Origin of the sequence: Acinetobacter sp. 251-1 (genome assembly GCF_030329305.1) — a bacterium.
Lineage (GTDB): Bacteria > Pseudomonadota > Gammaproteobacteria > Pseudomonadales > Moraxellaceae > Acinetobacter > Acinetobacter piscicola_A.
On record NZ_JACANS010000010.1, the window covers coordinates 82,476 to 108,004 of the forward strand.

A 25,529-nucleotide genomic window follows, 5' to 3' on the forward strand; every position below is an offset into this window, starting at 1 on the left:
AAGCATTTGCTTGGCTATTGTTGAAGAAATATACAAATATTAGACCAATTACTCAGTCATCCGTATTTGGTCATAGATTACTCATCGACTTGAATGTGCAAACCTGCTTGATTTGTCAATTGAGTAAATGTCGGGAAACTTGTTGCGACTGTTTCAGTACCCATGATCTTAATTTCACCTGAAGTACGCAAACCTGCCATCGAGAAACTCATGGCAATACGATGGTCATGATGTGATTCAATTTCACCACCTGTGAAAATTGCACCCCATTCGCCAGATTTGCCTTTACCTTCAATGATGATGCCATCATCAGTCGGTGTACAGTCAATCCCCATGGTTTTTAAACCATCCGCCATGACTTGAATACGGTCAGATTCTTTCACACGTAACTCAGCCGCGCCCGTCAAAATCGTTTGCCCTTCAGCACAGGCTGCTGCAATAAATAAAGATGGGAATTCATCAATCGCCAATGGCACTTGATCTTCAGGCATGTGAATACCTTTAAGCGTACGTGTACCACGAATACGAATGTCTGCAATTGGTTCACCACCTGCAATACGTTCATTTTCAACGGTTAGGTCAGCACCCATTTGTTTTAAAATTTCAATCACACCTGTACGAGTTGGGTTAATCCCTACCGCTTCAAGAGTAACATCTGAACCTTCAGTAATCGCAGCACCCACCATAAAGAACGCAGCAGAAGAAATATCTGAAGGCACTTGTATTTCAGTACCTACGAGTTTTCCACCACCTTGTAGTGAAATGCGATTGCCTTCCGTTTTCACGTCATAACCAAAAGCACGGAGCATACGCTCAGAATGATCACGCGTCGGTTCAGGTTCAGTGACAGACGTTTCACCCTCTGCCCATAAACCTGCCAATAAAATCCCTGATTTTACTTGTGCAGATGCCATTGGCAAATCGTAGTGAATACCTTTAAGTTTTTGTCCACCCGTAATCGAAATCGGTGGCGTACCACGTTCACCTGTAGACTGAATGTGCGCACCCATTTCACGTAAAGGTTTTGCAATACGTTCCATTGGACGTTTTGACAATGACGCATCACCTGTCATCACAGAATCAAAAGCCTGCGCAGATAAAATACCTGAAAGCAAACGCATCGATGTCCCTGAGTTACCCATATACAGCGCAGTTTTTGGTGCTTTTAGACCATTCATACCAACACCGTGAATGGTTACTTCACCATTCTTAGGACCTTCAATGCTCACCCCCATATCACGGAAAGCTTGAAGTGTTGCCAAAGCATCTTCACCTTCAAGGAAACCTGTCACATGTGTTGTTCCTTCGGCAATCGCACCAAACATGATAGAGCGATGTGACACTGATTTGTCACCCGGCACGGTAAATTTACCCTTAAATGTCTTCTCACCTGGCAAAATGGTAAATTGTTGTGTCACCTTATTTTTCTCCATCAAAGGTTTTTTAGCGAGCATATGATTAAAATGCTGTCGTGCTGCTTGTGCATGACCGAGCAAACCCATCAATGCTTGTGAATCTTCATTTTCAATCAATTGACGTAAAGTTCTGAGTTGTGTTTCAAAACCATCAACTGCTTTGAGTATGGCAGTTTTATTGGCAAAAAAGATATCGTGCCACATTTGCGGATCGCTTGCCGCAATCCGTGAAAAGTCACGAAATCCACCTGCGGCATACCGGAAAATATCGAGATTATCTTCACGATTTGCCAGTTGCTCAACCAAGTTAAATGCCATTAAATGTGGTAAATGACTGGTATGTGCAAGCACTTCATCGTGCTTATCGACATCCATACAAATGACTTCAGCTTTGGCTGCCTGCCAAAGTGTGATCAGTTTTTCCACCGCCCAATCCGCACTGCTTGGTAATGGCGTCAAAATCACTTTGTGGTTGGCAAAAAGATCTACTTTGCCTGCATGCACACCTGTATGTTCTGCACCTGCAATCGGATGCCCTGGAACAAAACCCACTGGTAAATTTTCACCATAAACCGCTTTGGCAGCAGCAACCACATTGCCTTTGGTACTGCCAACATCAGTGATGATGGCATTTTCCAAAACATAAGGTTTAATGGTTTCAAGAATTTTTTGTGTTGCACGTACAGGTAAAGCCAATACAATTAGATCTGCATCCTTTACCGCTTCAACAGGATCACTAAACCCTTCTGAAATAATGCCAAGTGCTTTTGCATCGTCCAAAGTTCGTTTAGATCGTGTTGACGCGACAATTTTTTCTGCAAGTTGCTCTGCAATAATCACGCGAGCCAAACTTGAACCAATCAGCCCAAGTCCGATAAAAGCAACTTTTTTAAATAAAGCTTGTGTCATGACTTTGTTTTCAGACCTTCAGTTTTAAAGTACTGCAATCGGGTATGAACCCAATACACGCACTTCTTTCACCAATGGACGAATTTCTTCAATCGCCGCTTTAACATTGTCTTGCTCAACATGACCTTCTAAGTCAATGAAGAACACATACGCCCATTTCTCAGGCAATGCAGGACGCGTTTCAATACTGGTTAAGCTAATATTATGTTTCGCAAATGGTGCAAGAATTTCCAATAACGCCCCTGCACGGTCATGTGCTGAAACCAATAATGAAGTTTTGTCATTACCTGATTGCGGCACTTTTTCACGACCAATAACAAGGAAACGTGTTGTATTTTCAGGATTATCTTCAATATTACTATGTAAAATTTCTAAATCATAAATGCTTGCAGCAACGTCCGATGCAATTGCAGCAGAGTGCCATTCATTACGAATACGGCGTGCCGCTTCAGCGTTTGAACTTAACGCAACGCGTTCTACACCTGGATAATGTGCATCTAACCAACTACGACATTGTGCAAGTGTTTGTTGGTGTGCATAAATTTGTTTAATGCTGTCTTTGCGGGTATTTGCAGAAATCAAGAACTGGTGATGAATACGCAATTCAACTTCACCAATCACATTTAAATGCGATGCTTTAAAACAGTCTAGAGTATGGTTAACCACACCTTCAGATGAGTTCTCTACAGGCACTAAGCCATAGTGAGCACTACCCGCCTCAACTTCACGGAACACTTCGTCAATGGTTGGAAGGGGGCGAACCACTGCATCTTGACCAAAATGCTTCAACACTGCGGAATGCGTATAAGTACCGACAGGTCCTAAGAATGCAATACTTTGTGGTGCTTCTAGTGCTAAACAAGCGGACATAATTTCACGGAACAAACGAGCCATCGTTGTATCTGACAATGGACCTTCATTACGCTCCATCACATTACGCAACACCTGTGCTTCACGTTCAGGACGATAAAACAACGGATTCTCTTCTGCAGCAAATTTTGCTTTAGCCACTGCTTCTGCCAACTTTGCACGGCGATTAATCAGTTGCTGGATTTGTTGATCTACTGAATCAATATCATCACGGATTTGAGCAAGATCGAGAGAAGTCGTGTTTTGATCATCGTTGATCATTGTTATATCGCCCTTTTAAAAATCTAGAATTACAGATGGTTTAAATTTTAAACCACTCACAGTATAACAATAGTTCATGCGAATTTGTTGCACAATACTGCTTTTATGTACGTTTTAAATCCCTTTCCTGACATTCATTCCTTCCTACAAGGTGAAGCAACAAAGACCTTCAACTTTACAAAGCCTCTATAGAAGTTTAAGCCACAGCATTTATGATAAATAAGTTAAGCGCAACTCGAGCACTAAAAGATGAATAAGAGAATCGCTGTTTTGATCACCCATGATTTTGAAGATGTGGAATATCACGATCCTGTTGAAGCATTTAGAGCGGCAAGCCATTCGGTACGCAATATCGAAAAAACAGCAGGAAATATCGTCTATAGTCAACAACGCAAATCTGCCGTCAGCATTGATTATGGAATTGATGAAATTTCAGTTCAGGACTTCGATGCTTTAATGATTCCGGGCGGAAATTCAACTTACTTACTCAAACAAGATATGCGTTTTATTGAATATCTACGTAATTTTGCCAACGCACAAAAACCCATTTTTTTATCTTGTTATAGTCCACATTTACTTATTGATGCACAAATTGCAATTGGACGCAGGCTAACGTCTATCCAAACTATCATTCATGACTTAAAAAATGCAGGTGCTGTAGTTTTTGATGATGACGTAGTGAATGACAATAATTTATATATTTCTTCTCGCTCCACCCAAGAATTACCTAGATTTATTCGTGAATGTCTCAATGTTTTAAGTGTTTGATTATTTTGCTGTATGTTCAATCCTAAATGACTTTATTTAAATGAAGTGCATTTTACACATTGTTAAAATCAAGCAAAATCATCAGCTATTCCTTGAGGCAACATGACCCACATGTCACCTCAACCTACAGCATATTATTTTTATGCTTGAATGACTTCACGAGCAATCACAAGACGTTGAATATCAGAAGCCCCTTCATAAATTTGGCTCACACGTACATCTCGATAAATTCGTTCTACAGGGAAATCAGAAACATAACCATAGCCGCCATGGATTTGAATCGCATCTGAACACACTTTTTCAGCAATTTCTGAAGCAAAAAGTTTTGCCATAGATGCTTCTTTTAAACAAGGTAATCCTGCATCTTTTAAACTTGCCGCATGTAAAACCAACTGTCTAGCTGCTTCAATTTGCGTTGCCATATCGGCTAAACGAAAAGCGACAGCTTGGTGCTGCACCAACTCGACACCAAAGGTTTTACGCTGATTGGCATATTCTACCGCTGCATCTAATGCTGCACGCGCCATACCCACACATTGTGATGCAATCCCAATGCGACCTGATTCTAGATTTGACAAGGCAATTTTATAACCTTCCCCTGCCTGCCCCAATAAATTTTCAGCAGGAATTCGACAGTTTTCAAAAATAATGGTCGCGGTATCGGAACAATGCTGCCCCATTTTATCTTCAATACGTGAAACAATATAACCTTGAGTATCCGTAGGAACCAAAAAGCAAGAAATCCCTCGCTTACCTGCGGCTTGATCAGTTACCGCAAAAACAATAGCAATCTGCGCATTTTTTCCTGTTGTAATGAACTGTTTTGTACCATTGAGTACCCATTCATCTCCCTCACGCACTGCTTTACATTGCAATGCACCTGCATCAGAACCTGCTTGTGGCTCGGTCAAACAAAAACAACCCAGCCATTCCCCTGTTGCCAATTTTGTTAAATACTTTTGCTTTTGTTGTTCTGTACCATAACGCTGAGTAATACCACAGGGTAAAGAGTTTTGCACACTCACAATGGTAGAAATTGCACCATCCCCTGCGGCAATTTCCTCCAAAGCCAGTACCAAAGAAATATAATCTAAACCTGCACCGCCATATTGTTCCGACACCGTCATCCCCAACGCCCCCAATTCACCTAGTTCTTTGAGCTCTTGTGCAGGGAAATGCGATGTTTGATCACGTTCTGATGCGCTCGGTTTAAGCTTATTTTGTGAATAATCACGCATCATCTCCTGAATCATTTTCTGTTCTTCATTTAAAATCATGGCAGCATCCTGTCTATATACTTTTTTAGGCAAAAAACTGACTAACTTGGTTCATAAAATAACCAAGAGAATCAAAGATAAATTAAAATTTTGATGAGAAATTCATATACTTCTTCATTGAATACAAAGAAGTATATAAATAAAAATAGATAATTAAATTGAGAAAAATCTTATTTTAATGCATTATTTAGGTTGCATACGAATTGCACCATCGAGACGAATCGTTTCACCATTCAAGTAACTATTCTCACAAATTTGCCCAACCAATGATGCAAATTCTTCAGGTTTTGCCAAACGTGGTGGGAATGGCACCATTTGCCCCAATGCATCTTGGACATTTTGTGGCAATGCTTTAAGCATAGGTGTTTCCATGATTCCTGGTGCAATGGTCATCACTCGAATAGCATGTTGTGCAAGCTCACGTGCCAAAGGTAAAGTCATTGCCACAACTGCACCTTTTGATGCTGAATAAGCAGTTTGTCCAATTTGTCCATCAAATGCCGCAACTGAAGCCGTATTGATAATTACACCACGGTCTTCCTCACCTGCTTGTAACTCATATTTTGCAATCAAATTGGCAGCAAAACGTAGCATATTAAATGTGCCTGACACATTGATATTTAATACGCGCTGAAAATCTGTTAATGCATGAATGCCTTTTTTACCCAGAACTTTGGCAGATGGACCAATACCAGCACAGTTCACGAGACCATTCAACTGTCCATATTCTTGTTCTACATCATTAAAAAATTGTTCAACGGTAGTCTCATCTGTCACATCAAGTTGCACAAACTTGGCCTTTTCACCCAGTTGTTGCTGTGTTTGCTGCCCCAATTCATTATTCATATCGACAATGATAACTTTAGCATCACGCTCAACTAAAAAAGCTGCGGTCGCTGCACCCAAACCCGATGCACCACCTGTGACAACAAAAACTTTTCCTGCAATTTTCATATTATTTTCCTATTCATTTTTTGAATGAGCACTCGACTTAAGCAGCAGAGTAAACATAGAAATACTTCAGTACAATTCCCAAAAGTTGCATTTTAAATGATGCATTTGGACAATGACGTCGTGCTACAAAATAATGGAATAACCTATGGATAATCAACTACCCAAGTACAGTAAGGGAACGATTTCTATTACATTGGTACAAGAAGCCCTAGCCACTGCACAAAATAAAAATTTAGACTTAGCACAATTAATCCAAAAAATGGGCATTTCTCCAGAATTAATGCAATCAGATAAAAGTAGAGTTTCCGTTCATACATTTGCCCTACTTTGGACAGAAATCGCAAATCAAATGAATGATGAGTTTTTTGGTATGGACAGCCATGCGATGCGTAGAGGCAGTTTTCAACTCTTGTCAAAAATGCTGATGCAAGCTGAAAATGTCAAAATTGCACTGACACAAATTTTACAGTTTTTAAATGCAATTTTAGATGACTTTTCGAGCACGCTATTTGTTGAAGAAAATTATGCTTATATTGTCATTTATGATCGGCAAGCACCTAAAAATATGTTTGCATATGCCACCTATCTCATGCTAATTCATGGTTTAATTTGTTGGCTCAGTGGACAACGTTTAATCATTAACAAAATTCAACTGCGATGTGCCGCTCCACAAGATGATCATGATTATAAAGTACGGTTTTGTGAAAACATTCATTATCATTCAGATGAAAATTACATCCAATTTGATGCTAATTATTTAAAAATCGCCATCAAACAAGACCAAAAGTCTTGGTATGAATTTATAAAAAATACCCCTGAAAACTTATTGGTTCGTTTTAAAAATCCACATGCTCTGAGCTCAATCATCCGTAAATCCCTCATGCAACAGTCACCTGAGCAGTGGCTTGAGCTGAATGTTTTGGCAAAACAACTCAATATGTCGGAAGCGACGATACAACGCCGCTTAAAAAACGAAGGCACAAGTTATCAGCAACTCAAAAATGAAATACGCCGTGATACTGCGATTGAACTTTTAACAACCACACAAAAAACATTACAAGAAATCAGTAATGAATTATATTTCCAAGACCCGAGTGCATTTCATCGTGCATTTAAAAAATGGACTGGTGTAAATCCAGGCTCTTATCGAGACTCATCCCTGGTATTTTGAAATATTTTAAAGAGACTGTTCATTCGTCCGAATCAAGTTGATTCAACCATTAAAATAGGTTATTTTTCATTCAATTTCTAGCTTCTTTATGGCTAGTTATCTCTCCCTCTTTAGTCTTACTGTTTTTACAGGTTCTTCCATGAATAAAATTTCTGACGTGCTTGAACAATCACTTGTGCAAAATTTTGTTGTTTCTTTATCTGCTCAAACTGAACAACTCGATGAAATTATTGATGCCATGTTAAATGCACCACAACATGATTTAAATCAAGCGATTGTGCAGTTTATTGCAAGCCAAGAAAGTCATGATTTCGCACGTGCTTTAGATATTCAAAAAGAAAATTTAAATGCAATTCAAAATGGTCTTGCATTGCAAAAAGAACATTTAGCCGACGCTGCAAAGATTGTCGCATTATGTTTAGCATTAGAAACCAATTCTCTGAAAAAACTGAATATCGCTGAATCTTTGAATGACTTTCCCATGTAAAGATTGAAAAATTATTTTAAAGTTAAACAATAAAAAAGGGAAAATCTTGATGATTTTCCCTTTTTTAATATTGATCAAATATCAATAAAAATCTTGGTAGGTTTAACCTCTACCGAACTTTAATATAAATAATTGTTTTATATTTAATTATTTTTAAGTTAAATTCTAATGTACACCACAGTGTACAAATTATCTGTTGCTAGGCATTTTTTAGCTCAGTTTGGTGGATAAAATAGGAGTACAACTGAATGAATGGAAGCTAGTTTGGTGGTCGCCATCGGAGATGAATCAATGTCCCATAAATTTTAAGATTTGAAAATAGATAGGGGGGATTGTCACAATAACCATGCCTTAAAATTAATGACCGCACCTATAAACATATTTTTATACGTCCAAAATTAAAAATTGAGGGTCTTGACTTGATGAATGATAGGTGAATGGTTCAGCTGCTCTGCCTCATGCGCTCCAGTGCGTTTTATTCTACTGGTGACTTGTTCGGGTTCATTATGTTTTTCACATTTCAAATGGCGAGTTCAACTGCCTTGATCTGTAGGCAATGACAACCATAAACAACTGCCTAAGAACTTGTCGTCAAAAAAGACGGACAGGTATATCCAAGCTGCTCCCTTAAATGGAGGATGATGTAATAGCTGTGCCATTTATCGGCAGTGCTTTTTCATTCTTATGGGATGTACCTATATTTAGTCTTACGTAGTCTTACAAAATGAATATTCGTCAAAGATGACGTAAAGCCTACACCATATAGCTTTGAGCCTAATTTAAGATGATTTTTAGCATTGAGCTGTAAGACTAAATATAGGATGCCATTTGAAATGTGACCCTTTGAGATTTCAAATCTAATAGGGCATGTTCTTACTATCTTTGCTTTACGTAGCTATACGAAATGCAAATTTATCAAACTGCATGAAAGCATTGGAATATATAGCTTAGAGGGTAGTTTGATAAGAATTATTAATAGAGGCTGTAAAGCAAAATAAAATACGCTCATGGCATGCACAAGACAGCCGATCTAGTCGCACAGATCCACCCAGTCGTTAAATCAATCTTGTTTTACGTAGTTTTACGGATGGCATATTTAAAAATCCACTGTAAGCATTGCTGTATATAGGCTTGAGCCATATTTATAGAGTTTTCTCGTAAAACAAAAAATTACCTGGATGTACTTGGATGAAACAGAAAATTATTCATGTTTTATGCTGTGCTGTTTTATTGATTACTGGTAAATCTTGCATGACGTAGCATGACAAAACCACTTTTATTGTTAGACGTAGCACGACAAAACGAATATTTATGAAAAATGATGTAAGCCTTATATAGCTTGGCTTTGAGCGTGTTTTTATGGTCGTTTTTATGAGTACTTTGTCAAGGAAATATAATTAGGTCTGTCATGCAAGATTTTGTGATACGTAGTGATACGAAATTAATCTATTTACCTTGATGTACCTTGATGGAATGCAGTTTTAATAAAATAGCTGTAATGCTTTTCTAGTAAGGGTTTGGTGGGGTTTTATAGTGCTTTTGGCGAGTTGCTGTCAAGGTGAATTTCAAAGGTGCTGTATCACTAAATTTGACTGATTTAGGTTGACGTACGTTGACGGAATGACATTTTAGCAAAATGGGTAAAAGCCTTTAGATATATAGCTTTTAGCGTGATTTATGCCTTATTTACGCCGTATGTTGTCAACCTAAATTAAGAATCAAATTATTGTTTTCAAAGCAAAGCGCAAAATTGCGTTTTGCAATTTATTAAGGTCGTCAAAAAAGACGAGCTTTCAATCATCATGATTTTAGTGATAGATCCACTTGGTTACATTTAGAATCGCAGCAAGTTAAAACCTGAATGGTTAAAATGACCATGCAGATATTTAAGAGCTTCTTGTGTATGTCGATAGAAAGCTAAAAAATCGACATGAGGTGTCTTATATGTCGATATGGCAAATATGAATTGATTATTTCACAATCAAGACTACTGTTACTCACCTTGAGTTTTACCCAGTCTTATTTTTGTTACATCATAATGAGTTCAATATGTAATCATTGTTACGTCATATACCGATTATAATTTAGCCTTTGTTACATCATAAGGTGAATGGAAATTAATCACTGTTACGTCATAAAACATAGTAGTTTAATAAAAAAGCCTCAATTAAGAGGCTCAATAAAGATCAAAGCAACTGCAATACATCTGCCCGAACTTCGACTATCTCCCGATCTGCACCGCTTTGATATAAAAACTTAATTGACTATCATAGTGATAAGGATAGTGAACATAAATAAAGAATGGTTATGAAGAAAGTAGTTATAGTTTTATCTGCAATTTTAATGACAGCTTGTACACACAATAAGTTATTACTTGAATTACCCTCACCAAATAAAACTTATCGTATTGAGGTATTACAATGCCAAGAAAATGGCTCATTCTGGGGAACTGAGAAATTACAAATTGCTGTACCATCGAAAGGCACCTCAAAATGCCAATCAGCAGTAGATACTTATATTGTTTTTTCTAGTGGAATGCCATTAAGCGATTTGCAACTAGAGTGGATTTCAGATACTGAAATACGTGCTTGGCATCCAAGTTTTAATCCTAAATTTGGTCCTTATGCAGCCACACTAGGAGGTCCCAATGATCCAATAAAAATAAGTTTTAAACCAAAATAAAAAATTGGTGAGTATCTTTTAAGTGATATCTATTAAACGACTGCCCAACGTCCGTTTGATTTTTTCATTTTTATATATTTTCTTAGAAATCTTGGCTTAATGGCTTAATTGAGCTGTAACCCTTATGTGGTAATGTTTTTCACTTAGCCAACATCCTAAAAAGCAAGTGGCATAATGGCTTAATCATGATGATTTATTCACTCATTAAGCCATTATGCCACTATACAAAACACTATCATGCTTAATGGAAAGCCTTTGATAGCAAGCCTTTCATTGCTATTAAGCCATTAAGCCACACTTCCTAGCAAAATAGGGTTAATTGAAATATAACGAATCTTGGATATTTCCTCTACTTTTAGGTAATGGCTATCAATAAGTTCATCTAATACAGGCTCTAGTTTTTGCTTACTACCTCTCATTGGACGAGGACAACTATTCATAAAACTCGAATAAGTCATTCTTTCTATATTTTTGTTAGAGCAATATTTAACGAACCACTTAACCAACTTCTCTGCATCACTTTCGGTTTTAACCTCAATATCTGCATACATCGCCCATTCATTCAGCGAGTGCTTAACGACTTCACACGCTCCCTTTAGGGTACTGGCATCAATCCACTGTAAACCCTGAAAATAAGCGAACACGGTAGCCAAACGTCGTGCTAATTGGCTTGCACGACTGGCAAACGCCTGTAGGTATTCATAGCGTTTACCTTTGCCCTGTAATTCCTCAAACATATTATAAAAGGCAAGGTCAATTTCTCTTGCCTGTTCATTCATTGGAATGACGTATCTACCGTTATACAGCTCTTGATCTGCATGAGGGCGAGGGCAGTCATCAAGTAAGTATTCGCAACGTGTCCAGTAAGCAATTAAGCGATGGTCCGTGTTGGCATTCTTATTTTGATAGATTGCATCTTGTAGCCGTGTACCTGCTAAGTTCTCAGGAATAGTTAAAATGAATCTAGGTAAAAATCCTTGTCCACGTAGTACCGGGTCCTTGAGTGCATCGGCTAATACTTCATGTTGTCCCTGCAGGTTGAACGTCAAGCGAACGTCATAAGCACGACCACTACCGTTTAAATTGGATTTGGAACGCGTTCTCTCTACAAAACCATCATCAAATAACTTAGCATAACCTCCAATGGCTTGAGTACGTGTGTCGCCTTTCATGGTATAGCCACTAAAAAATTGACCTGCTTCATCACTGGCAATAGAGGCATTATTGAGTACACCATCCACGTAAAGCCCTGCAATAGATTCAAGGGTAATGTCACTGTAAAGCGTACTCGGGTCATGTGGTGGGGGATTCTCAGCACAATAGGCTTCACGATCCTTTTTATTTAATGAAGCTTGGCCACTTTTCCATTGTTCAAGGTCACGGCGGTATTGTTCGTATTGTTTACGTTCATGCTGAATAATGGCTTTGTCGGCCATGTTTCGACTGGTACTTTTACGGCTTCCGCTTTGCCCCTCAGTGAGTAAATACAAACTACATGGCTCACCTTGAGGATTAAATGGATGTGGTGCATTAACATGAGCTTGGGCAATATGGGACATGGCACCTATGACGCATTGGGCAGCCATTGCAATAGGAGCTTGCACATACTCAGCAATGGCCAATACAGCTTCTTTCGCCAATGGTGGTAAGGCATGAATAGGATAAGGTGTATTTATTGCAGATTCTGCTTGTGTAAGCGGTAGCAGTTCTCCCCATTGGTTATCCTGTTTAGGTAGGCGACTGATTGCTTCATGAATAAATGCCTGTACTTCTGCATCGTCCTCATCACGATTTAAATCAATATGAAATGCTTTATCGCCATACTGCATGGTTTGATTTAATAAGCGTACCGCCGTATTTTGCTCGAGGTTTCGATAGGATTTAAGTTTTATATGCTCTGCTCGTATTGGCATATAGATCTGTGTATAGCTTGCTTGTGAGAGTTGATTAATCACAAACTGTATTTGCTCAAAATCAAATGCTTTAAGTGTTGTTTTATTGGCATGATATAGATGAGGCAATATCACCAATACAACGGAAAATGGCTGTAATGGTGGTTCAAAACCAATCGCAATACTTGAAGCAATTTTAAAGAAAGCTTCCAAACTATGTGTAACGATGACAGGTTTATCCTGGTGCAAATCACCATAGTAGGCAAAGCCTTTTGCTAAGCCATCAGGGATGACTTGAATGAGTTGTCGATCTTGTACTACAGCACATTGAATCAGTTTTAATTCACCATTGACGATAGGCAGAATCAAAGGCTGTTTATAGCTCACGCCGTTAATCTCTACATTGCATTGGTCCACATAGATCGGCTGTGATGGACTGCCAAAACGCTGAATAATCGGATGATTGATATAAGCGTCATCGAGTGGATTAAGTACCGTACAATTTGCTAAGATGGATTCGGGTTTGATGGAGGTGGTGATATTCATAGTGTCACCGCCTTTTTATTTGTGTTTAATTCCTTTTGATAGGCTTCACGTTGTAAATCGTGTTCATCGGCAAAAGTATCAGATAGATATTGAGCTACATCCAATAATTCTTGGTTATGGTAAGTTTTACCCATCTTATTATTTTGAATGACTGTCGATACCAGTGCATTAACCCATGATAGGTGTGATTTTGCCAAGGTATGAGCGTCAACCATGTCACCTGCACTATAAGTCTGTGAAAGGTTATTTAATTCATTACGTTTAGTCATGATTAAACTCCCTCCTTATGTGCTGCCCATTCTTGAGCGTGTTCTTGGTGTAAGCGTTCCAAAGTTGCCACACGATCGTCAGCCATAAATTCGGATAGGTCTAAAAGTTTGTCTAGGGTATAAAAATGACCGTCATCTACATTGTAATGCGTAGATAATTTTTCTTTGATTTGATCTTTTTCTTTTTTAACTTGAGCAATTAAAGTGGATAGCCATTCTGTGAACTCGCATGATTCACCGTACATACTGGCTAAATCTGCATCATTATAAATTTTAGGCGTGTTTGTATTTTTAGGCATGATTAATGCGCTCCTAATTGAGTTTTAGAAGCCTTGCCATTCACGACCAAATGAGGGTGGCAAAGCTGAAAGGGGTTGGTCGACCAGTCAATTAGTAAACTGGCACACTCGAAAGTGTCCCCCTCCAACTTCACCATAAAATGCGAACGCATAGAGATATTACACATACAAAAAAAGCCCATTAAGCGGACTGTATGCGCTAATTGATAATAGCCGACCAAAGCTAACTTTGAGATTTTGCTCAAAGCAAGGGAACTATAACTACGAAAGTTTCGTAGTGCAACAAAAAAAACAGCAATAAAGTATTTTAGTGGTGCATCCAATTTTGGATATACCCCCATAGGATTTAAAATACAGTCAGAATAAATGTGAGCAAATTTGCTCATATCTAAATAGATGTACTTAGATTTGAGCGTATCTATTGCCTGAATTTTAGGGGGTGTATGATTTTTCATTGTGTAACCCCCCTCAAAACCAAGTTGAATATTTGCCTTACATGTTTCGATACGTTTGGCATTTAAGTATTTTTCGTGTTTACGGCGGTGCATACCGTGACTGTGAAAAGTACCTTTATCCTTTGATACCTTTTCTTGCATACAAAGGCGGTTTAATTCCTCATAAGCAGTTTGTCGTGCTGAATAACTGCCAGTCTTACGAATTGTCGGTAATACCTCTGCAAATACCCAATTTTGGAAGTTCAATGCTTGGGGCTTGTTGGATCGAAAGATAACTCGATATAAGTTTTCTTCATTAATAAAAGCGAGTTCTTGCATACCGCCATTAGTTGAAATGCGAATTTTATGCACTCCAGTAGGGTTTAATGCTCCTTGTCGCTTAGGGGTTTCGTTTTTAACATACCCCTTTGATACTTGTACCAAGTCAGATGAGCGAGAAATATTCATCACCTTACAAACATCAGGTAAACAAAACAAAGGTTCACCATTTGCACCATAAACAACTCGAACGCCGTGTTCATTAAAATTAAAAATAGATGGGTTCATATTTGCACCTCATTTAATTCATATCGAGCATGTGTGCCTTTGTTGTTTAAGTTCGGCTCTTGGTGGGTCACAATGTCATGACCTGAATTGCGTAGGCGTTTAATTACCGCACTCAGGCGATAGCAATCAAAATGATAGATTGCTTCGGCTTGGCTCAAGGTTTTACCTTGTTTGAGGTGGGCTAAAACTTGGGTTTGATGGTTTGTACTCATGCTGCAGTACTCCCAAAATGTTTAACGAGGATCTGCATTCCTTTCGGCAGAATAAAAAATTCGATCCGGGTATAGCTGCCAAGCTCACCATTGGTTTTAACCTTTACCACTTCCTCGTATTTAGTTTCACAATAGCCACGTTCTTGGCTGTAGTAGGTCGATGCACGTGCATTATTCAATCGTCTATCCCAACCATGCTTAGAAAGCCATTCAGCCAATACATGACGTTTGATATTGAGAATCTTACAAGCCTGTTGGAACTTCACACCTGCAGGTGTTTGGGTGATGGTTTGAATAGATTGTTCTAAGCCTAAATTTTTATGCTCAAGCTCGATGACCTGTTCTGTATATTCAAGCAATGCCTTACGCAGTGCATGAGGGTTATTCAAATCGACATTATATGATTTAGGTTGGTTCTCTAGTTCTTGCCAACGATCGACTAAACGAGCTGTGAACTCTGGGCATAATTGAGCAACCACAATAATTGAATCACGTTTACCTTGTTCACCTGAAAACTCATAGACATTTGCAAATCTATTTGGGCTAGTTGATTGTTTATTCTCAACTTTCACCATTGGAGGAAGTTGAATAACTCCTTTTTTAGCTAAACGCTCAATTGACAGATTTACTGCACGAGGTTCAGATTCAACTAAGTCAGCAATTTGGATACCGTTCATTGTCACAGTAGGTAAATTCACAAGTTGATTCATGCTTTTTCTCCCACTTTGATTTGGTCCAGTAACGTAGAAAGGTGGTGCATTGCTTGTTGCTCTGTATCAAGCATTTGAACGATTTGCTTAGGTGATATATGAACGGTCTTAAGTCGAGTTGGTCGGATGTATTCAGCTAAGGCATCAATATGTTTTTTAATAAGCTCGGTGTATTCCATTGCCTCTGTAAAGCATGATTTGAGGTTACGCTCATAGAACGTATCGAGTACGCTGTATAGATCGTCCAGTGATGCAGATACTTCTTTTAACTGTTCATGATTAATTGCTGTGACTAAATCACGGTTATAAACGTCCTTTTGGATGACATTTAATTGACGACTGGCAGTTAAACCAATGGCTTTGATTTGATTTTTAGTCATGGATTAAGCCTCCATTACAGCAAGGCTTTTCATTTGATTGTTATGCCATTCGATCAATTGGGCATAGTCAAAATAGACAGGTGCTTGGCGTGTTGTACCTGCCTTGTATGGTTTCGGGAATGTAGGGTCATTCAATGTGAGTTCACGTAAAGCATTGCGCTTAATACTTAATAACTCGCATGTTTGATTGAATGTAACTCGGATGGGTTGCATGTGTTTAGCTCCACATAGTTGTATAACGTGGAGCTAGTATGTTTATGTCTTATATAGCTTTAAAGGAATGAGATTTAGAAATAATAATCCGCAATTTATTAATATTATTTTTTTACGGAAATTTTAAAGGTTTTATTTTTCCGTTTGAGCTTTTTCATGAAACGCTAAATAGCATAAGGAATCAAAGATACTGACTTCGTTTACTCCATCAGCACTATCAAAACCTATCTGAGTTAATAACTTTTGCCTCAATGGTTCTACACTTTTACGCAAATTATCTTCGCCGTACTCACCCCTTGGATAAAGGACAGAACAAATTACTGGATTGGTTATTTTTATACCCTCATAAATTTCTAGCAACTTTAAATCTAAGTAAGGAAGTAATCTGTAAGATGCCCAATTGATTAAATCTTTATACGAAATTGACTTATATTTTGAATTATTTTTAGACCTCTTACTTCTAATTTTGGTCAGCATTTTTTTGAATTCATCAATAAGTACATGGTCAGGATAGTAAGGGTTTATTGTGATAGGGTAGTTAACAAAGATATATTCTTCTGAAAATAAAGGCTCAACCACCTCTAAAATAGATTTATCATCATCAGTAAATTTTCCACCAAAACTATTTACCATTGAATGTATCAAATCAAAGTCTTTTGCATAAAATTCAGATACTGGCAAATGATTTTTCTTAAAACCGTTGCTTTCAGGGTCACTTATTTGAATACAAATAGTTTCACCATTTTGCTTTTTATAATTTATTGATAAGTTTGGATTTAGAGGATTTTTAAAAAAATACTCAAGCAGTAGTGTGGTAGCTTCTTGTTCTTCATCAGTATTTAATTCATCTTTTCCAAGCCAAAACTCTAAGCCTCTACCCTCAAGTATTTCATGATGAATTAAAAAACGAGCTTCTAATAAATGAAACCATGTATTTGCAGAAAGCCTGTCCATATCTGTATATCTATCAATACTAAATAATGGCGGTAATAAATCGCTTGATCTAATTATAGTTCTCAAGTTTTGCCTCCCACAGCATCCCAAAAAATAGACAAGGCTAAGCCAATCAGATTGGGTATCTGACTTTCGGGGATCAACCTAGACTTAGCAATATGAATATAAACGATAAAAGGTTAAATAAGAATATATAAGGCTATTTACTGCGACATATTACGGCGTATTCGTCATACGATCTATTTCATCTGCCCACCACTGCATCATTCCTATACGCTCCTCAAAATGTGCGCCTTTGTCATATACCCCTTTCACGCCTTTTTTCAGGTGTGCCAAACACGCTTCTACAACCTGCTCTTTATCACTGAATTTATTATTTAACTGTGTACTGGCGATATGTCTAAAGCCATGTGGGTTTTGTCGCCCTTGATAACCTAAACGGTTTAAAGCCTGATTGAATGTATTGTCTGACACTGGCTCGGTTAGACTACCCCTCCCTGCAAACAATAGATTTGATTCAGTCCGATACGTTTCTAATTCTTTTAACAGCTTAATTGCTTGTTTAGGTAAAGGTACTGCATGAGCAATATCCTTTTTCATAATTTCGGCTGGCTTAATCCATACAGCTTGATCAAAATCAAATTGTTCCCAAGTGGCATACCTTAGCTCTACAGGACGAGGGAATAACAAGGCAAATAGTTCCAAACCGATTGCCATATCTCTTTTAGGGTATCTTCTAATCGCATGGATCAAAGATGGAAATTCGTTCATTTCAACAAATTTCATATTACCGCCGTTATTCTTGTCTAAATGCCTAGTGATGCCCTCCAGTGGATTAAATACAATTTTCTCTTGGAACTTAGCCCAATCATAAGCATTACGGACATACGAGGTTAATTTCTCAACTTGGGTATATATTCTAAATCACGTTGCAAACCCTGAAAAAAATCAAACCATTCTTTTGGTGATATGGCTGTAAAATCCCTTTCCCCAAACTCAGGTATGATATGACGTTTGATCGACTTCACTGCCTTATCATAAGTGTCAGTCCCCCAATTGGATTTTTTAGTATCTAACCAGTCAAACATTAAAACTTTGAAACGTAGATTTTCATTTTCTATATTTTGTTGTTTAACCATATTTTTGGTCGTTAATGATTCGCCGTTAGAAATCTTTTCGGAGAACTCAGCAGCTTTCTTTCTCGCTAAAGCTCCTTTTATAGTTGGATAAGTACCAAGCCCAAGCCATGACCATTTACCGTTGTCTTTTTTATAGCGAAATAGCCAAGCCTTTTTGCCATTGGGTTGTACACGAAAATATAAGCCATTGCCGTCAAGCTCCCGATATTCTTTGTCTTCGGGTTCTAAACTATCTAGAACTGTATCGGATAAAGGTCTTTTCTTAATATCTTGTCTTTTCACACTCACAACCCTGTACACTGAGTTAAGGTAGTCTTTCAGTGTACACCACTGTGTACACGGATTCTATTGCTATATGAGTTTAAGATAGGTTATAAGAGGACATAAAAAAGCCTTGAATCGTTATAATTCAAGGCTTTAATATACATATAAGACTATATAAGTTTATACGATTTTAGGAATTTGGTAGGTTTAACCAGATTCGAACTGGTGACCTCTACGATGTCAACGTAGCGCTCTAACCAACTGAGCTATAAACCTGAGGTGCTGAGAATACTATTCATTTTTCTATCATCTGACAAGTATTAATTTCATCTCTTTAAATCATTCGCACACTCTTTAAGCAAAAATTTAAATTTCTGAATATCATTTTGATTTTTATCAGCTAAATACACAATTTTTTGAAACATCTCATTGGTCTGCATAAACAGTTCTGCTCGCTGTGACTGCTGAGACAAACGACTCATCCACTGTTGAAAAGTTTCAGAGATCGCTTTTTGATGGTGCACATCTAATTGGCGGTTAAAGTTCAAAATGAGTCTTTCCACAGTCGACATTTTTTGAATATTTAAAACTTTGTTCACTCCCCAATAGAGCAACAACAGTCCCATCATTCCCAAAATTAAAACCAAGCCAAAACTGTAGCTTGATGTTAAACCTAGTTTTTTCATCCAACTATTTTGCTTCTCGGCATCATAACCCACGACTTTACTTTGCCACTGAAAGCTTGCGTAATCACTCCACACTCTGAAACTACGCAAAATCGAAGAATGTTGTAATTTTAAACTCGAATAATGCGTATCCCCAAAAATCACCTGATCATCCTTCATCATATTTTGCATGCCATTATCCACCCGCATTGGTGCAATGATTGCTGTAGGGTCAATACGGTGCCACTTCCCTTGTACATAAACTTCCGTCCACGCATGTGCATCGAGTTGACGGACCTCCCAACTTTGCCCATCGGGGGCAAGTTCTCCACCTTGATAACCTGTCACCACACGGGCAGGAATGCCAACATAACGCATCAGCAATGTAAAGCTTGCAGCATAATGTTCACAAAAACCTTGTTTGGATTGAAATAAAAACTCATCCATACGATTATTCGCTAACTTTCCTGGTGCAAGGGTATAAACAAATTTTTCTTTTTTATACCAATTCAATACATTATGAATATATCGTTCAGGGTTGTGTTGGCTTTGTTGATATAATTTTTGTGCTAGCTTCTGCGCTTGTACATCACGATCTAAAGGATAATTCAAACTATTCTTTAGCATATGTTGGCTTATTACGCCATTTTCTACATCAAACCCATCACTCCCAATCCATTGCAACTGAATGGGTTGCGTTCGCTGCACCATACGCCGTGGAATAATTGACCAATCTTCACGCAAAATATATTTATTTCCCGTTGGCACTGATTTTTCTAAAGCAGTAATCCACGTTTGACTTGGATCACTGGGCAAATATTGATAATCAAATCCTATATTTGCCACAAGAGATGGCGTCGATTTTACTTGTTGATTCACAAAACTACTGGTCCAACGTGTACCATCATAATGATCTAACACCATTGCCCGCCAATACAGTTCAGAGCGTGCTGGTAATGCTTGCATATTACCAATAATACGAAAAGCCAAAGCACTTGACTGCGATAACTCCGCGAGATCACCAGGTGACATGCTATCACTAAGTCCTGTCACTGCTTTATTTTGTGGAATAGGAATCTGCCAAAGTGGCGGTAATCGTGGGAAAAACAGGAACAGTAAAATAAAAAATGGCAATGCCAAACCAATAAATTTTAAAATATGTAAAGCATCTGTTTTAAGCGATTTTAATACAGGCTGTGAAGTTTCAAAATTTACCGTTTGCACTCGATAAAGCCCAACCAAACAACTGATTAAACAACATAAAACCAATAATGCCATCCAAAAGGCTTGACTGTGTAAAAATAAACTTGCACTCACAAATAATGCAAAATTAAACAGAATAATAAAATCTCGTTTACTTTTCGTTTCTAAAGCTTTAGCAAATAAAAAAGTCGATAAAACAGCAGTGCCTGCCTCCACACCCAAAAATGTTCCAGCATCTAAATAGATAATCACTAAAGCTAAAACAGCAAAAATAATTTTGGGATATTTGGGGAAATCAAAAATTTCATGCTGATTTTTTTTATGATAATACGCTGCCAAACCCATAATATTCAGCAAAAATAAAATCGACAATGCGATCGGCATAAATGCCACTTGTGCTAACCAAATTAAACCCAATGCACACAGAATGGAAATTTGAATGGATTTATTCATGTTCAACACCCCTAAGCCTGTGCCAACAAAGTTTTGACTTGAATATAATGTCGCTCACCAACACCTTGCTCAATCTGTGCATGCGGTAAAATCACGCAATACGGCGTTTGAGAATGCTCACATTGATCTACCAACTCCATCATAAAACTCAGTTTTTTTTCATGGTCTGCACTCGGCATTTGATGATATTCAATCTGCATCACATACTGATCCACCAAATCTTCAAATTGTTTAACAAATAGTCCCTGCCCACGAGCTGCTTGTTTCCACGAAACGCTTTGCAAAGAATCTCCCAACTTAAAGTTACGCAGTTCCTTAAACTCATCTAAATCAGGGTCACCTGTATGTGAAAAGTGCTGCAAATTCTGTGAAAAAGCTTGAGCTTCAGGTGCGACCCAATAGTTTTCAGTTAAATAAATATAGGTCCACGCACGCACCAAACCGAGCGGATACGTAGAATAAATTTGAATCGGTGGGATTTTTAATTGACCACGCTGATCTGGGATCAAATGGATTTCAAAGCTTTGTTGTTTGTCTTGAAATAAAAAACTATGAATTTGAGCATCCTTATTTGATGCTTTGTACTCAGGATCACTGATTTTAAAATTTAAATACTTTGTGCTTGCCTGTGCTTGTTGCAAAATAATTTTAACCTTAAAAACTTCATTAACTTTGCCAACTTCATCGACCACAACTTGCAAAGTAACACCATGCAACTGCTTAAAACTCAAATAAAAACTGATACACAAAATCGCACTGATTAAAAAACAGAAAGCTAAAATCAGGTTATTGGCATAGTTGATTCCCGCTATAAAAGTGATGAATATTAAGACCAGATATAAAAAGCCTTGTTGGTAGATAAAAACTAGGACTTCATTTTGTTTTAATGTACGGATGCCTGTATAGCGAAAACGCAAATGTAGCCAGCGGACAAACCTTTCTTTTAACATGGTCAGTCCTGTCAACCTTTTACTGCAACTTTTTGCATCAATGCCTGTGTTTCTGCGTCACCCAATCCAATTCGATGCGAAACCACAGCCACAAATACCGCTTGCACATCATCCGTAATGACAAACCGACGTTTTTCAATCAGTGCATATGCTTGAGCTGCTTTCTTTAATGCCAAAAGTCCACGTGTAGATAAGCCATGACGACCTTTACGAGTTTCTTCCGCCAAATCAAGTATATAATCAAAAACCAAATCATTTATTGTAATTTTATTGGCATGACTTTGTAATTGCAAAATTTCCTGCTGTTCAAAAATAGATTGCAATTGGCTAATCAAATTCTGTCGTGAATCCTGCTGTAATAAGCTCTTTTCCGCAGCACGTGATAGATAGCCCAAGGATAGTCGCATGAGAAATCGATCGAGTTGAGATTCAGGTAGGCTGTAGGTTCCACTCTGGAATAATGGGTTTTGTGTGGCAATGACCCAAAATGGTTTGGGTAATTCATAACGTGTTCCATCGACCGTAACATTACCCTCCTCCATTGCCTCTAACAGTGCACTTTGAGTTTTAGGACTACAACGGTTAATTTCATCTGCTAATAATATTTGCGTGAAAATAGGACCATATTTAAACTCAAATTGATGTTCTTTTTGGTTAAACATATTAATCCCTATCACATCACTTGCCAGCATATCATTGGTAAATTGAATGCGTTGAAAATCTAAGCCAGCAAGGCGTGACAAACTACTCGCGAGTGTCGTCTTCCCCAACCCTGGCAAGTCTTCAAATAATAAATGCCCACCTGCGAGTAGGCTGCACAAAGCAAGTTTTGTTTGTTGAGGCTTATCTAAAATAATACGATTGATTTTTGTTAAGAATTGATCAATTTTTGGGTAGTATGCACCTAAATCTAAATGTTCATTTGTCTTATTTTGTTCTATAACTTTTGGTGTAGTTTTTCCCCAAATCACTTTTTATTCCCCAATAAAAATTTTAAGCAATTTGATTAACATACACGGTTTTAAGGAATACTCAAAGCGAATACAATAATGACTTCAACTTTACATAGTGTTTGTATAGAGCGCTAATTAAAACGGCATCTTACGATGCCATTCATTTCATGCGAACTAATCATAAATGATTAACAAGGACACTTCTTCAAACCACCTTTTGCCGATGGATAGCGTGCATCGACACAATAACGATGAAAGGTTTTTTCATCCATCGCATCCATATCAGGATGGTGCTTTTTCATATGCTCCAGATAATTTTGATAATCAGGCACGCCCACCATTAACCGAAAACTCTGCTGCAAACGTGTCCACAAAGTTGCGATTCTCGACCAGTTTTTGGGATTAAAAATCAGGTCTTTTTGCGACATGATGGTCATTTTGATGATTTTATAAATCACCGTTTTACCACTTTTGGCAAATTTAAGATTCATCTGACTTACCTCTCAAACATTAATGTTTCGCTGAAGTTACAACCGTATCTTCAGGGTCTGCATAAACCGCAGGCGCTTCATTTACGGTTGGTGTTGGACTCGCTAAGGCACGACGAATCACACCAATCGCAGCAAAAATCATAATAATCGCCACAATCATAAAGAATGCACATAAAGCTGCATTAATTTGATTTGAAAATACAATGGTTTGCATTTCTTCCAGTGTTTTAGCAGGTTTTAAAATCTCACCTTTGGCAATTGCATCAGAGAATTTATTGGCTTGTGCCAAGAAACCGATTTTCGGATTTTCATGGAAGATTTTTTGCCAACCTGCAGTCATACAAGTAATGATTAAGAAAATAGTTGGGAGAATCGTCACCCACACATATTTTTCTTTCTTCATTTTAAACAAGATGACCGTACCTAGAGTCAATGCCATCGCCGCAAGCATTTGGTTACCAATACCAAATAGTGGCCATAAGCTGTTAATACCACCGAGTGGATCGACCACACCTTGGTAAACGAAGAACCCCCAACCTGCTACTGCAACGGCAGTTCCTAGCATATTCCCAACAAAGTTGTGTGAATTTTTAAGTGCAGGAACCACGATACCAACTGTATCTTGCACCATAAAACGACAAGCTCGAGTACCAGCATCTACAGCAGTTAAAATAAACAATGCTTCGAATAAAATTGCAAAGTGATACCAAAATGCCATCATTGAACGGTTATTAAAAATCTCCGTAATGATGTGTGCCATCCCAATCGCAAAAGTGGGTGCCCCCCCTGTACGAGAAAGAATCGTTGTTTCACCAACCTCTTTAGCTAAAAGCGTTAAAGTTTCTGGTGTCACCACAAAACCTAAGTTACGCACAGCTTCCGCAGCAGACTCAACCGTTGTACCCAGTACGGCAGCAGGTGCATTAATTGCAAAATATACACCCGGCTCAAGTACCGTTGCACAGATCATCGCCATGACTGCGACAAATGATTCCATCAACATACCACCATAACCGATGACACGAATATTCACTTCATTGTCGACCAATTTCGGGGTTGTACCTGAAGAAACTAGAGCATGGAAACCTGAAATCGCACCACAGGCAATGGTGATGAATAAGAATGGGAACATTGAACCTGCAAAGACAGGACCTGTACCATCAACAAAATGCGTTGTTGATGGCATTTTTAACATTGGCATCGCCACCATGATACCAATTGCTAAACCTGCAATCACACCGATCTTTAAGAAGGTGGATAAATAATCACGTGGTGCTAACAACAACCAAACTGGTAGAACCGATGCAATAAAACCATAAATGATCAATGCCCATGTTAACTGCGTACCAGTCAAGGTAAACAATGGCCCCCAATATGGGTGTGCCGCGACATCACCACCATAAATAATGGCTGCCATCATTAACACAAAACCAATAATCGACACTTCTGCGATTTTTCCCGGACGCAGATAACGCATATAAATGCCCATAAAAATGGCAATAGGAATGGTTGCAGCAATACTGAAAACACCCCATGGACTATTGGTTAATGCCTTCACGACCACCAATGCCAAGACTGCAAGGATAATGATCATTACCCCTAAAGCACCAAGCATAACGATGACACCAGCAAATGAACCGAGTTCCTGTTTTGCCATTTCACCGAGTGAACGACCATCACGGCGTGTCGAAATGAACAAAACCAAGAAATCTTGTACTGCCCCTGCAAGCACAACACCGACGAGAAGCCAGATTGTGCCAGGTAAATAACCCATTTGTGCAGCAAGAATCGGACCGACTAAAGGTCCTGCACCTGCAATCGCTGCAAAATGGTGTCCGAATAACACATATTTATTGGTAGGAACATAATCCAAGCCATCTGCCAAACGGTGTGCAGGTGTGAGACGTCTGGGATTAAGTTCAAAGACTTTATTTGCAATAAATAAACTATAAAAACGATAAGCAATGCTATACACACAAATGGCAGCTAAAACTAACCATACAGCATTGACATGTTCACCTCGACTTACAGCTAAAATTCCAAATGAGATTGCGCCTACGATCGCAACGATAACCCATATCAGTTTTGATAATGGTCCTGATTTTTTTTGAATATTTTCCATTCATACCTCACATCTTGAT

Annotated in this window: 22 protein-coding genes, 1 tRNA gene and 2 pseudogenes; 4 read left to right on the forward strand and 21 right to left on the reverse strand. The window is 38.2% G+C overall.

What is annotated here, in order from left to right; genetic code table 11:
- Positions 1–77: 77 nt before the first annotated feature.
- A complete protein-coding gene (locus HX129_RS09955) occupies positions 78–2,324 on the reverse strand; it encodes a bifunctional prephenate dehydrogenase/3-phosphoshikimate 1-carboxyvinyltransferase (protein WP_286434700.1) in 2,247 nt (748 codons plus the stop codon).
- A 24-nt stretch (positions 2,325–2,348) separates the two neighbouring features.
- Entirely contained in the window at positions 2,349–3,455 is a 1,107-nt protein-coding gene (pheA, locus tag HX129_RS09960) for a prephenate dehydratase (protein WP_130073264.1), read from the reverse strand.
- A 249-nt stretch (positions 3,456–3,704) separates the two neighbouring features.
- Here pheA and HX129_RS09965 point away from each other — a divergent pair, with 249 nt between their 5' ends.
- A complete protein-coding gene (locus tag HX129_RS09965; protein WP_130073263.1) occupies positions 3,705–4,223 on the forward strand; it encodes a DJ-1/PfpI/YhbO family deglycase/protease in 519 nt (172 codons plus the stop codon).
- 140 nt (positions 4,224–4,363) lie between these two features.
- Here the strand turns inward: HX129_RS09965 and HX129_RS09970 are convergent, their stop codons facing one another.
- Positions 4,364–5,500, reverse strand: a complete 1,137-nt coding sequence (locus tag HX129_RS09970) for an acyl-CoA dehydrogenase family protein (RefSeq protein ID WP_130073262.1) — start codon at positions 5,498–5,500, stop codon at positions 4,364–4,366.
- A gap of 183 nt (positions 5,501–5,683) precedes the next feature.
- Complete coding sequence (locus tag HX129_RS09975; RefSeq protein WP_130073261.1) at positions 5,684–6,454, reverse strand: SDR family NAD(P)-dependent oxidoreductase; 771 nt, start codon at positions 6,452–6,454, stop codon at positions 5,684–5,686.
- A gap of 145 nt (positions 6,455–6,599) precedes the next feature.
- Between HX129_RS09975 and HX129_RS09980 the strand changes: the two genes are divergently transcribed.
- The 3 genes from HX129_RS09980 (at position 6,600) to HX129_RS09990 (ending at position 10,794) form a co-directional block, all read left to right on the forward strand.
- Positions 6,600–7,625 carry an AraC family transcriptional regulator gene (locus tag HX129_RS09980; protein WP_286434701.1) on the forward strand — a complete coding sequence of 342 codons (1,026 nt, stop codon included), beginning with the start codon at positions 6,600–6,602 and terminating at the stop codon, positions 7,623–7,625.
- A 139-nt stretch (positions 7,626–7,764) separates the two neighbouring features.
- The gene (locus HX129_RS09985; protein WP_286434702.1) at positions 7,765–8,112 is read left to right on the forward strand and encodes a hypothetical protein; all 348 of its coding nucleotides are present in this window, start codon (positions 7,765–7,767) and stop codon (positions 8,110–8,112) included.
- A 2,307-nt stretch (positions 8,113–10,419) separates the two neighbouring features.
- Positions 10,420–10,794: a hypothetical protein gene (locus HX129_RS09990; protein WP_286434703.1), complete on the forward strand. Its 375-nt coding sequence runs from the start codon at positions 10,420–10,422 to the stop codon at positions 10,792–10,794.
- A gap of 287 nt (positions 10,795–11,081) precedes the next feature.
- On the opposite strand, the gene HX129_RS09995 is transcribed toward HX129_RS09990, so the two are convergent.
- From HX129_RS09995 to HX129_RS10075, 17 genes and pseudogenes are all read right to left on the reverse strand, one after another.
- On the reverse strand, positions 11,082–13,232 hold the full coding sequence (locus HX129_RS09995) for a DUF3987 domain-containing protein (RefSeq protein ID WP_286434704.1): 2,151 nt from the start codon (positions 13,230–13,232) through the stop codon (positions 11,082–11,084).
- Entirely contained in the window at positions 13,229–13,501 is a 273-nt protein-coding gene (locus HX129_RS10000) for a hypothetical protein (protein ID WP_286434705.1), read from the reverse strand. The genes HX129_RS09995 and HX129_RS10000 overlap by 4 nt, the downstream gene beginning before the upstream one ends.
- 2 nt (positions 13,502–13,503) lie before the next feature.
- Positions 13,504–13,800, reverse strand: a complete 297-nt coding sequence (locus HX129_RS10005) for a hypothetical protein (RefSeq protein WP_130073254.1) — start codon at positions 13,798–13,800, stop codon at positions 13,504–13,506.
- A gap of 2 nt (positions 13,801–13,802) precedes the next feature.
- Positions 13,803–14,141, reverse strand: coding sequence for a hypothetical protein (locus tag HX129_RS10010; RefSeq protein WP_502872641.1), 339 nt, complete (start codon positions 14,139–14,141; stop codon positions 13,803–13,805).
- A 123-nt stretch (positions 14,142–14,264) separates the two neighbouring features.
- Positions 14,265–14,801, reverse strand: a pseudogene (locus HX129_RS10015) (BRO-N domain-containing protein); the annotation flags it as partial.
- The gene (locus HX129_RS10020; protein WP_286434706.1) at positions 14,798–15,013 is read right to left on the reverse strand and encodes a helix-turn-helix domain-containing protein; all 216 of its coding nucleotides are present in this window, start codon (positions 15,011–15,013) and stop codon (positions 14,798–14,800) included. The pseudogene HX129_RS10015 and the gene HX129_RS10020, both read right to left, overlap by 4 nt.
- The gene (locus HX129_RS10025) at positions 15,010–15,723 is read right to left on the reverse strand and encodes a phage antirepressor KilAC domain-containing protein (protein ID WP_286434707.1); all 714 of its coding nucleotides are present in this window, start codon (positions 15,721–15,723) and stop codon (positions 15,010–15,012) included. The genes HX129_RS10020 and HX129_RS10025 overlap by 4 nt, the downstream gene beginning before the upstream one ends.
- A complete protein-coding gene (locus HX129_RS10030; RefSeq protein ID WP_286434708.1) occupies positions 15,720–16,103 on the reverse strand; it encodes a hypothetical protein in 384 nt (127 codons plus the stop codon). Before HX129_RS10030 ends, HX129_RS10025 begins: the two co-directional genes overlap by 4 nt.
- A 3-nt stretch (positions 16,104–16,106) precedes the next feature.
- Complete coding sequence (locus HX129_RS10035) at positions 16,107–16,316, reverse strand: transcriptional regulator (RefSeq protein ID WP_286434709.1); 210 nt, start codon at positions 16,314–16,316, stop codon at positions 16,107–16,109.
- A gap of 132 nt (positions 16,317–16,448) precedes the next feature.
- Positions 16,449–17,336 (reverse strand): DUF6387 family protein, encoded by an 888-nt coding sequence (locus HX129_RS10040; protein WP_286434710.1) that lies wholly within the window; start codon positions 17,334–17,336, stop codon positions 16,449–16,451.
- Positions 17,337–17,486: 150 nt separating this feature from the next.
- A pseudogene (locus HX129_RS10045) lies at positions 17,487–18,691 on the reverse strand (tyrosine-type recombinase/integrase).
- Positions 18,692–18,872: 181 nt separating this feature from the next.
- Positions 18,873–18,949, reverse strand: a tRNA-Val gene (locus HX129_RS10050).
- Positions 18,950–18,999: 50 nt separating this feature from the next.
- Complete coding sequence (locus HX129_RS10055; RefSeq protein WP_286434711.1) at positions 19,000–20,994, reverse strand: transglutaminase TgpA family protein; 1,995 nt, start codon at positions 20,992–20,994, stop codon at positions 19,000–19,002.
- 11 nt (positions 20,995–21,005) lie between these two features.
- Positions 21,006–21,944: a BatD family protein gene (locus tag HX129_RS10060; protein ID WP_286434712.1), complete on the reverse strand. Its 939-nt coding sequence runs from the start codon at positions 21,942–21,944 to the stop codon at positions 21,006–21,008.
- 11 nt (positions 21,945–21,955) lie between these two features.
- On the reverse strand, positions 21,956–22,915 hold the full coding sequence (locus HX129_RS10065; protein WP_286434713.1) for an AAA family ATPase: 960 nt from the start codon (positions 22,913–22,915) through the stop codon (positions 21,956–21,958).
- A 170-nt stretch (positions 22,916–23,085) separates the two neighbouring features.
- Complete coding sequence (locus HX129_RS10070) at positions 23,086–23,388, reverse strand: YbdD/YjiX family protein (RefSeq protein ID WP_130073242.1); 303 nt, start codon at positions 23,386–23,388, stop codon at positions 23,086–23,088.
- Between the two features lie 19 nt (positions 23,389–23,407).
- Positions 23,408–25,510, reverse strand: a complete 2,103-nt coding sequence (locus HX129_RS10075; RefSeq protein ID WP_130073241.1) for a carbon starvation CstA family protein — start codon at positions 25,508–25,510, stop codon at positions 23,408–23,410.
- Positions 25,511–25,529: the final 19 nt, after the last annotated feature.

What these genes read in the sequence shown, in the direction of transcription:
- HX129_RS09955 (WP_286434700.1), bottom strand. Translation starts at nt 2,324, where the DNA reads ATGACACAAGCTTTATTTAAAAAAGTTGCTTTTATCGGACTTGGGCTG.
- pheA (WP_130073264.1), bottom strand. Translation starts at nt 3,455, where the DNA reads ATGATCAACGATGATCAAAACACGACTTCTCTCGATCTTGCTCAAATC.
- HX129_RS09965 (WP_130073263.1), top strand. Translation starts at nt 3,705, where the DNA reads ATGAATAAGAGAATCGCTGTTTTGATCACCCATGATTTTGAAGATGTG.
- HX129_RS09970 (WP_130073262.1), bottom strand. Translation starts at nt 5,500, where the DNA reads ATGATTTTAAATGAAGAACAGAAAATGATTCAGGAGATGATGCGTGAT.
- HX129_RS09975 (WP_130073261.1), bottom strand. Translation starts at nt 6,454, where the DNA reads ATGAAAATTGCAGGAAAAGTTTTTGTTGTCACAGGTGGTGCATCGGGT.
- HX129_RS09980 (WP_286434701.1), top strand. Translation starts at nt 6,600, where the DNA reads ATGGATAATCAACTACCCAAGTACAGTAAGGGAACGATTTCTATTACA.
- HX129_RS09985 (WP_286434702.1), top strand. Translation starts at nt 7,765, where the DNA reads ATGAATAAAATTTCTGACGTGCTTGAACAATCACTTGTGCAAAATTTT.
- HX129_RS09990 (WP_286434703.1), top strand. Translation starts at nt 10,420, where the DNA reads ATGAAGAAAGTAGTTATAGTTTTATCTGCAATTTTAATGACAGCTTGT.
- HX129_RS09995 (WP_286434704.1), bottom strand. Translation starts at nt 13,232, where the DNA reads ATGAATATCACCACCTCCATCAAACCCGAATCCATCTTAGCAAATTGT.
- HX129_RS10000 (WP_286434705.1), bottom strand. Translation starts at nt 13,501, where the DNA reads ATGACTAAACGTAATGAATTAAATAACCTTTCACAGACTTATAGTGCA.
- HX129_RS10005 (WP_130073254.1), bottom strand. Translation starts at nt 13,800, where the DNA reads ATGCCTAAAAATACAAACACGCCTAAAATTTATAATGATGCAGATTTA.
- HX129_RS10010 (WP_502872641.1), bottom strand. Translation starts at nt 14,141, where the DNA reads ATGGGGGTATATCCAAAATTGGATGCACCACTAAAATACTTTATTGCT.
- HX129_RS10020 (WP_286434706.1), bottom strand. Translation starts at nt 15,013, where the DNA reads ATGAGTACAAACCATCAAACCCAAGTTTTAGCCCACCTCAAACAAGGT.
- HX129_RS10025 (WP_286434707.1), bottom strand. Translation starts at nt 15,723, where the DNA reads ATGAATCAACTTGTGAATTTACCTACTGTGACAATGAACGGTATCCAA.
- HX129_RS10030 (WP_286434708.1), bottom strand. Translation starts at nt 16,103, where the DNA reads ATGACTAAAAATCAAATCAAAGCCATTGGTTTAACTGCCAGTCGTCAA.
- HX129_RS10035 (WP_286434709.1), bottom strand. Translation starts at nt 16,316, where the DNA reads ATGCAACCCATCCGAGTTACATTCAATCAAACATGCGAGTTATTAAGT.
- HX129_RS10055 (WP_286434711.1), bottom strand. Translation starts at nt 20,994, where the DNA reads ATGAATAAATCCATTCAAATTTCCATTCTGTGTGCATTGGGTTTAATT.
- HX129_RS10060 (WP_286434712.1), bottom strand. Translation starts at nt 21,944, where the DNA reads ATGTTAAAAGAAAGGTTTGTCCGCTGGCTACATTTGCGTTTTCGCTAT.
- HX129_RS10070 (WP_130073242.1), bottom strand. Translation starts at nt 23,388, where the DNA reads ATGAATCTTAAATTTGCCAAAAGTGGTAAAACGGTGATTTATAAAATC.
- HX129_RS10075 (WP_130073241.1), bottom strand. Translation starts at nt 25,510, where the DNA reads ATGGAAAATATTCAAAAAAAATCAGGACCATTATCAAAACTGATATGG.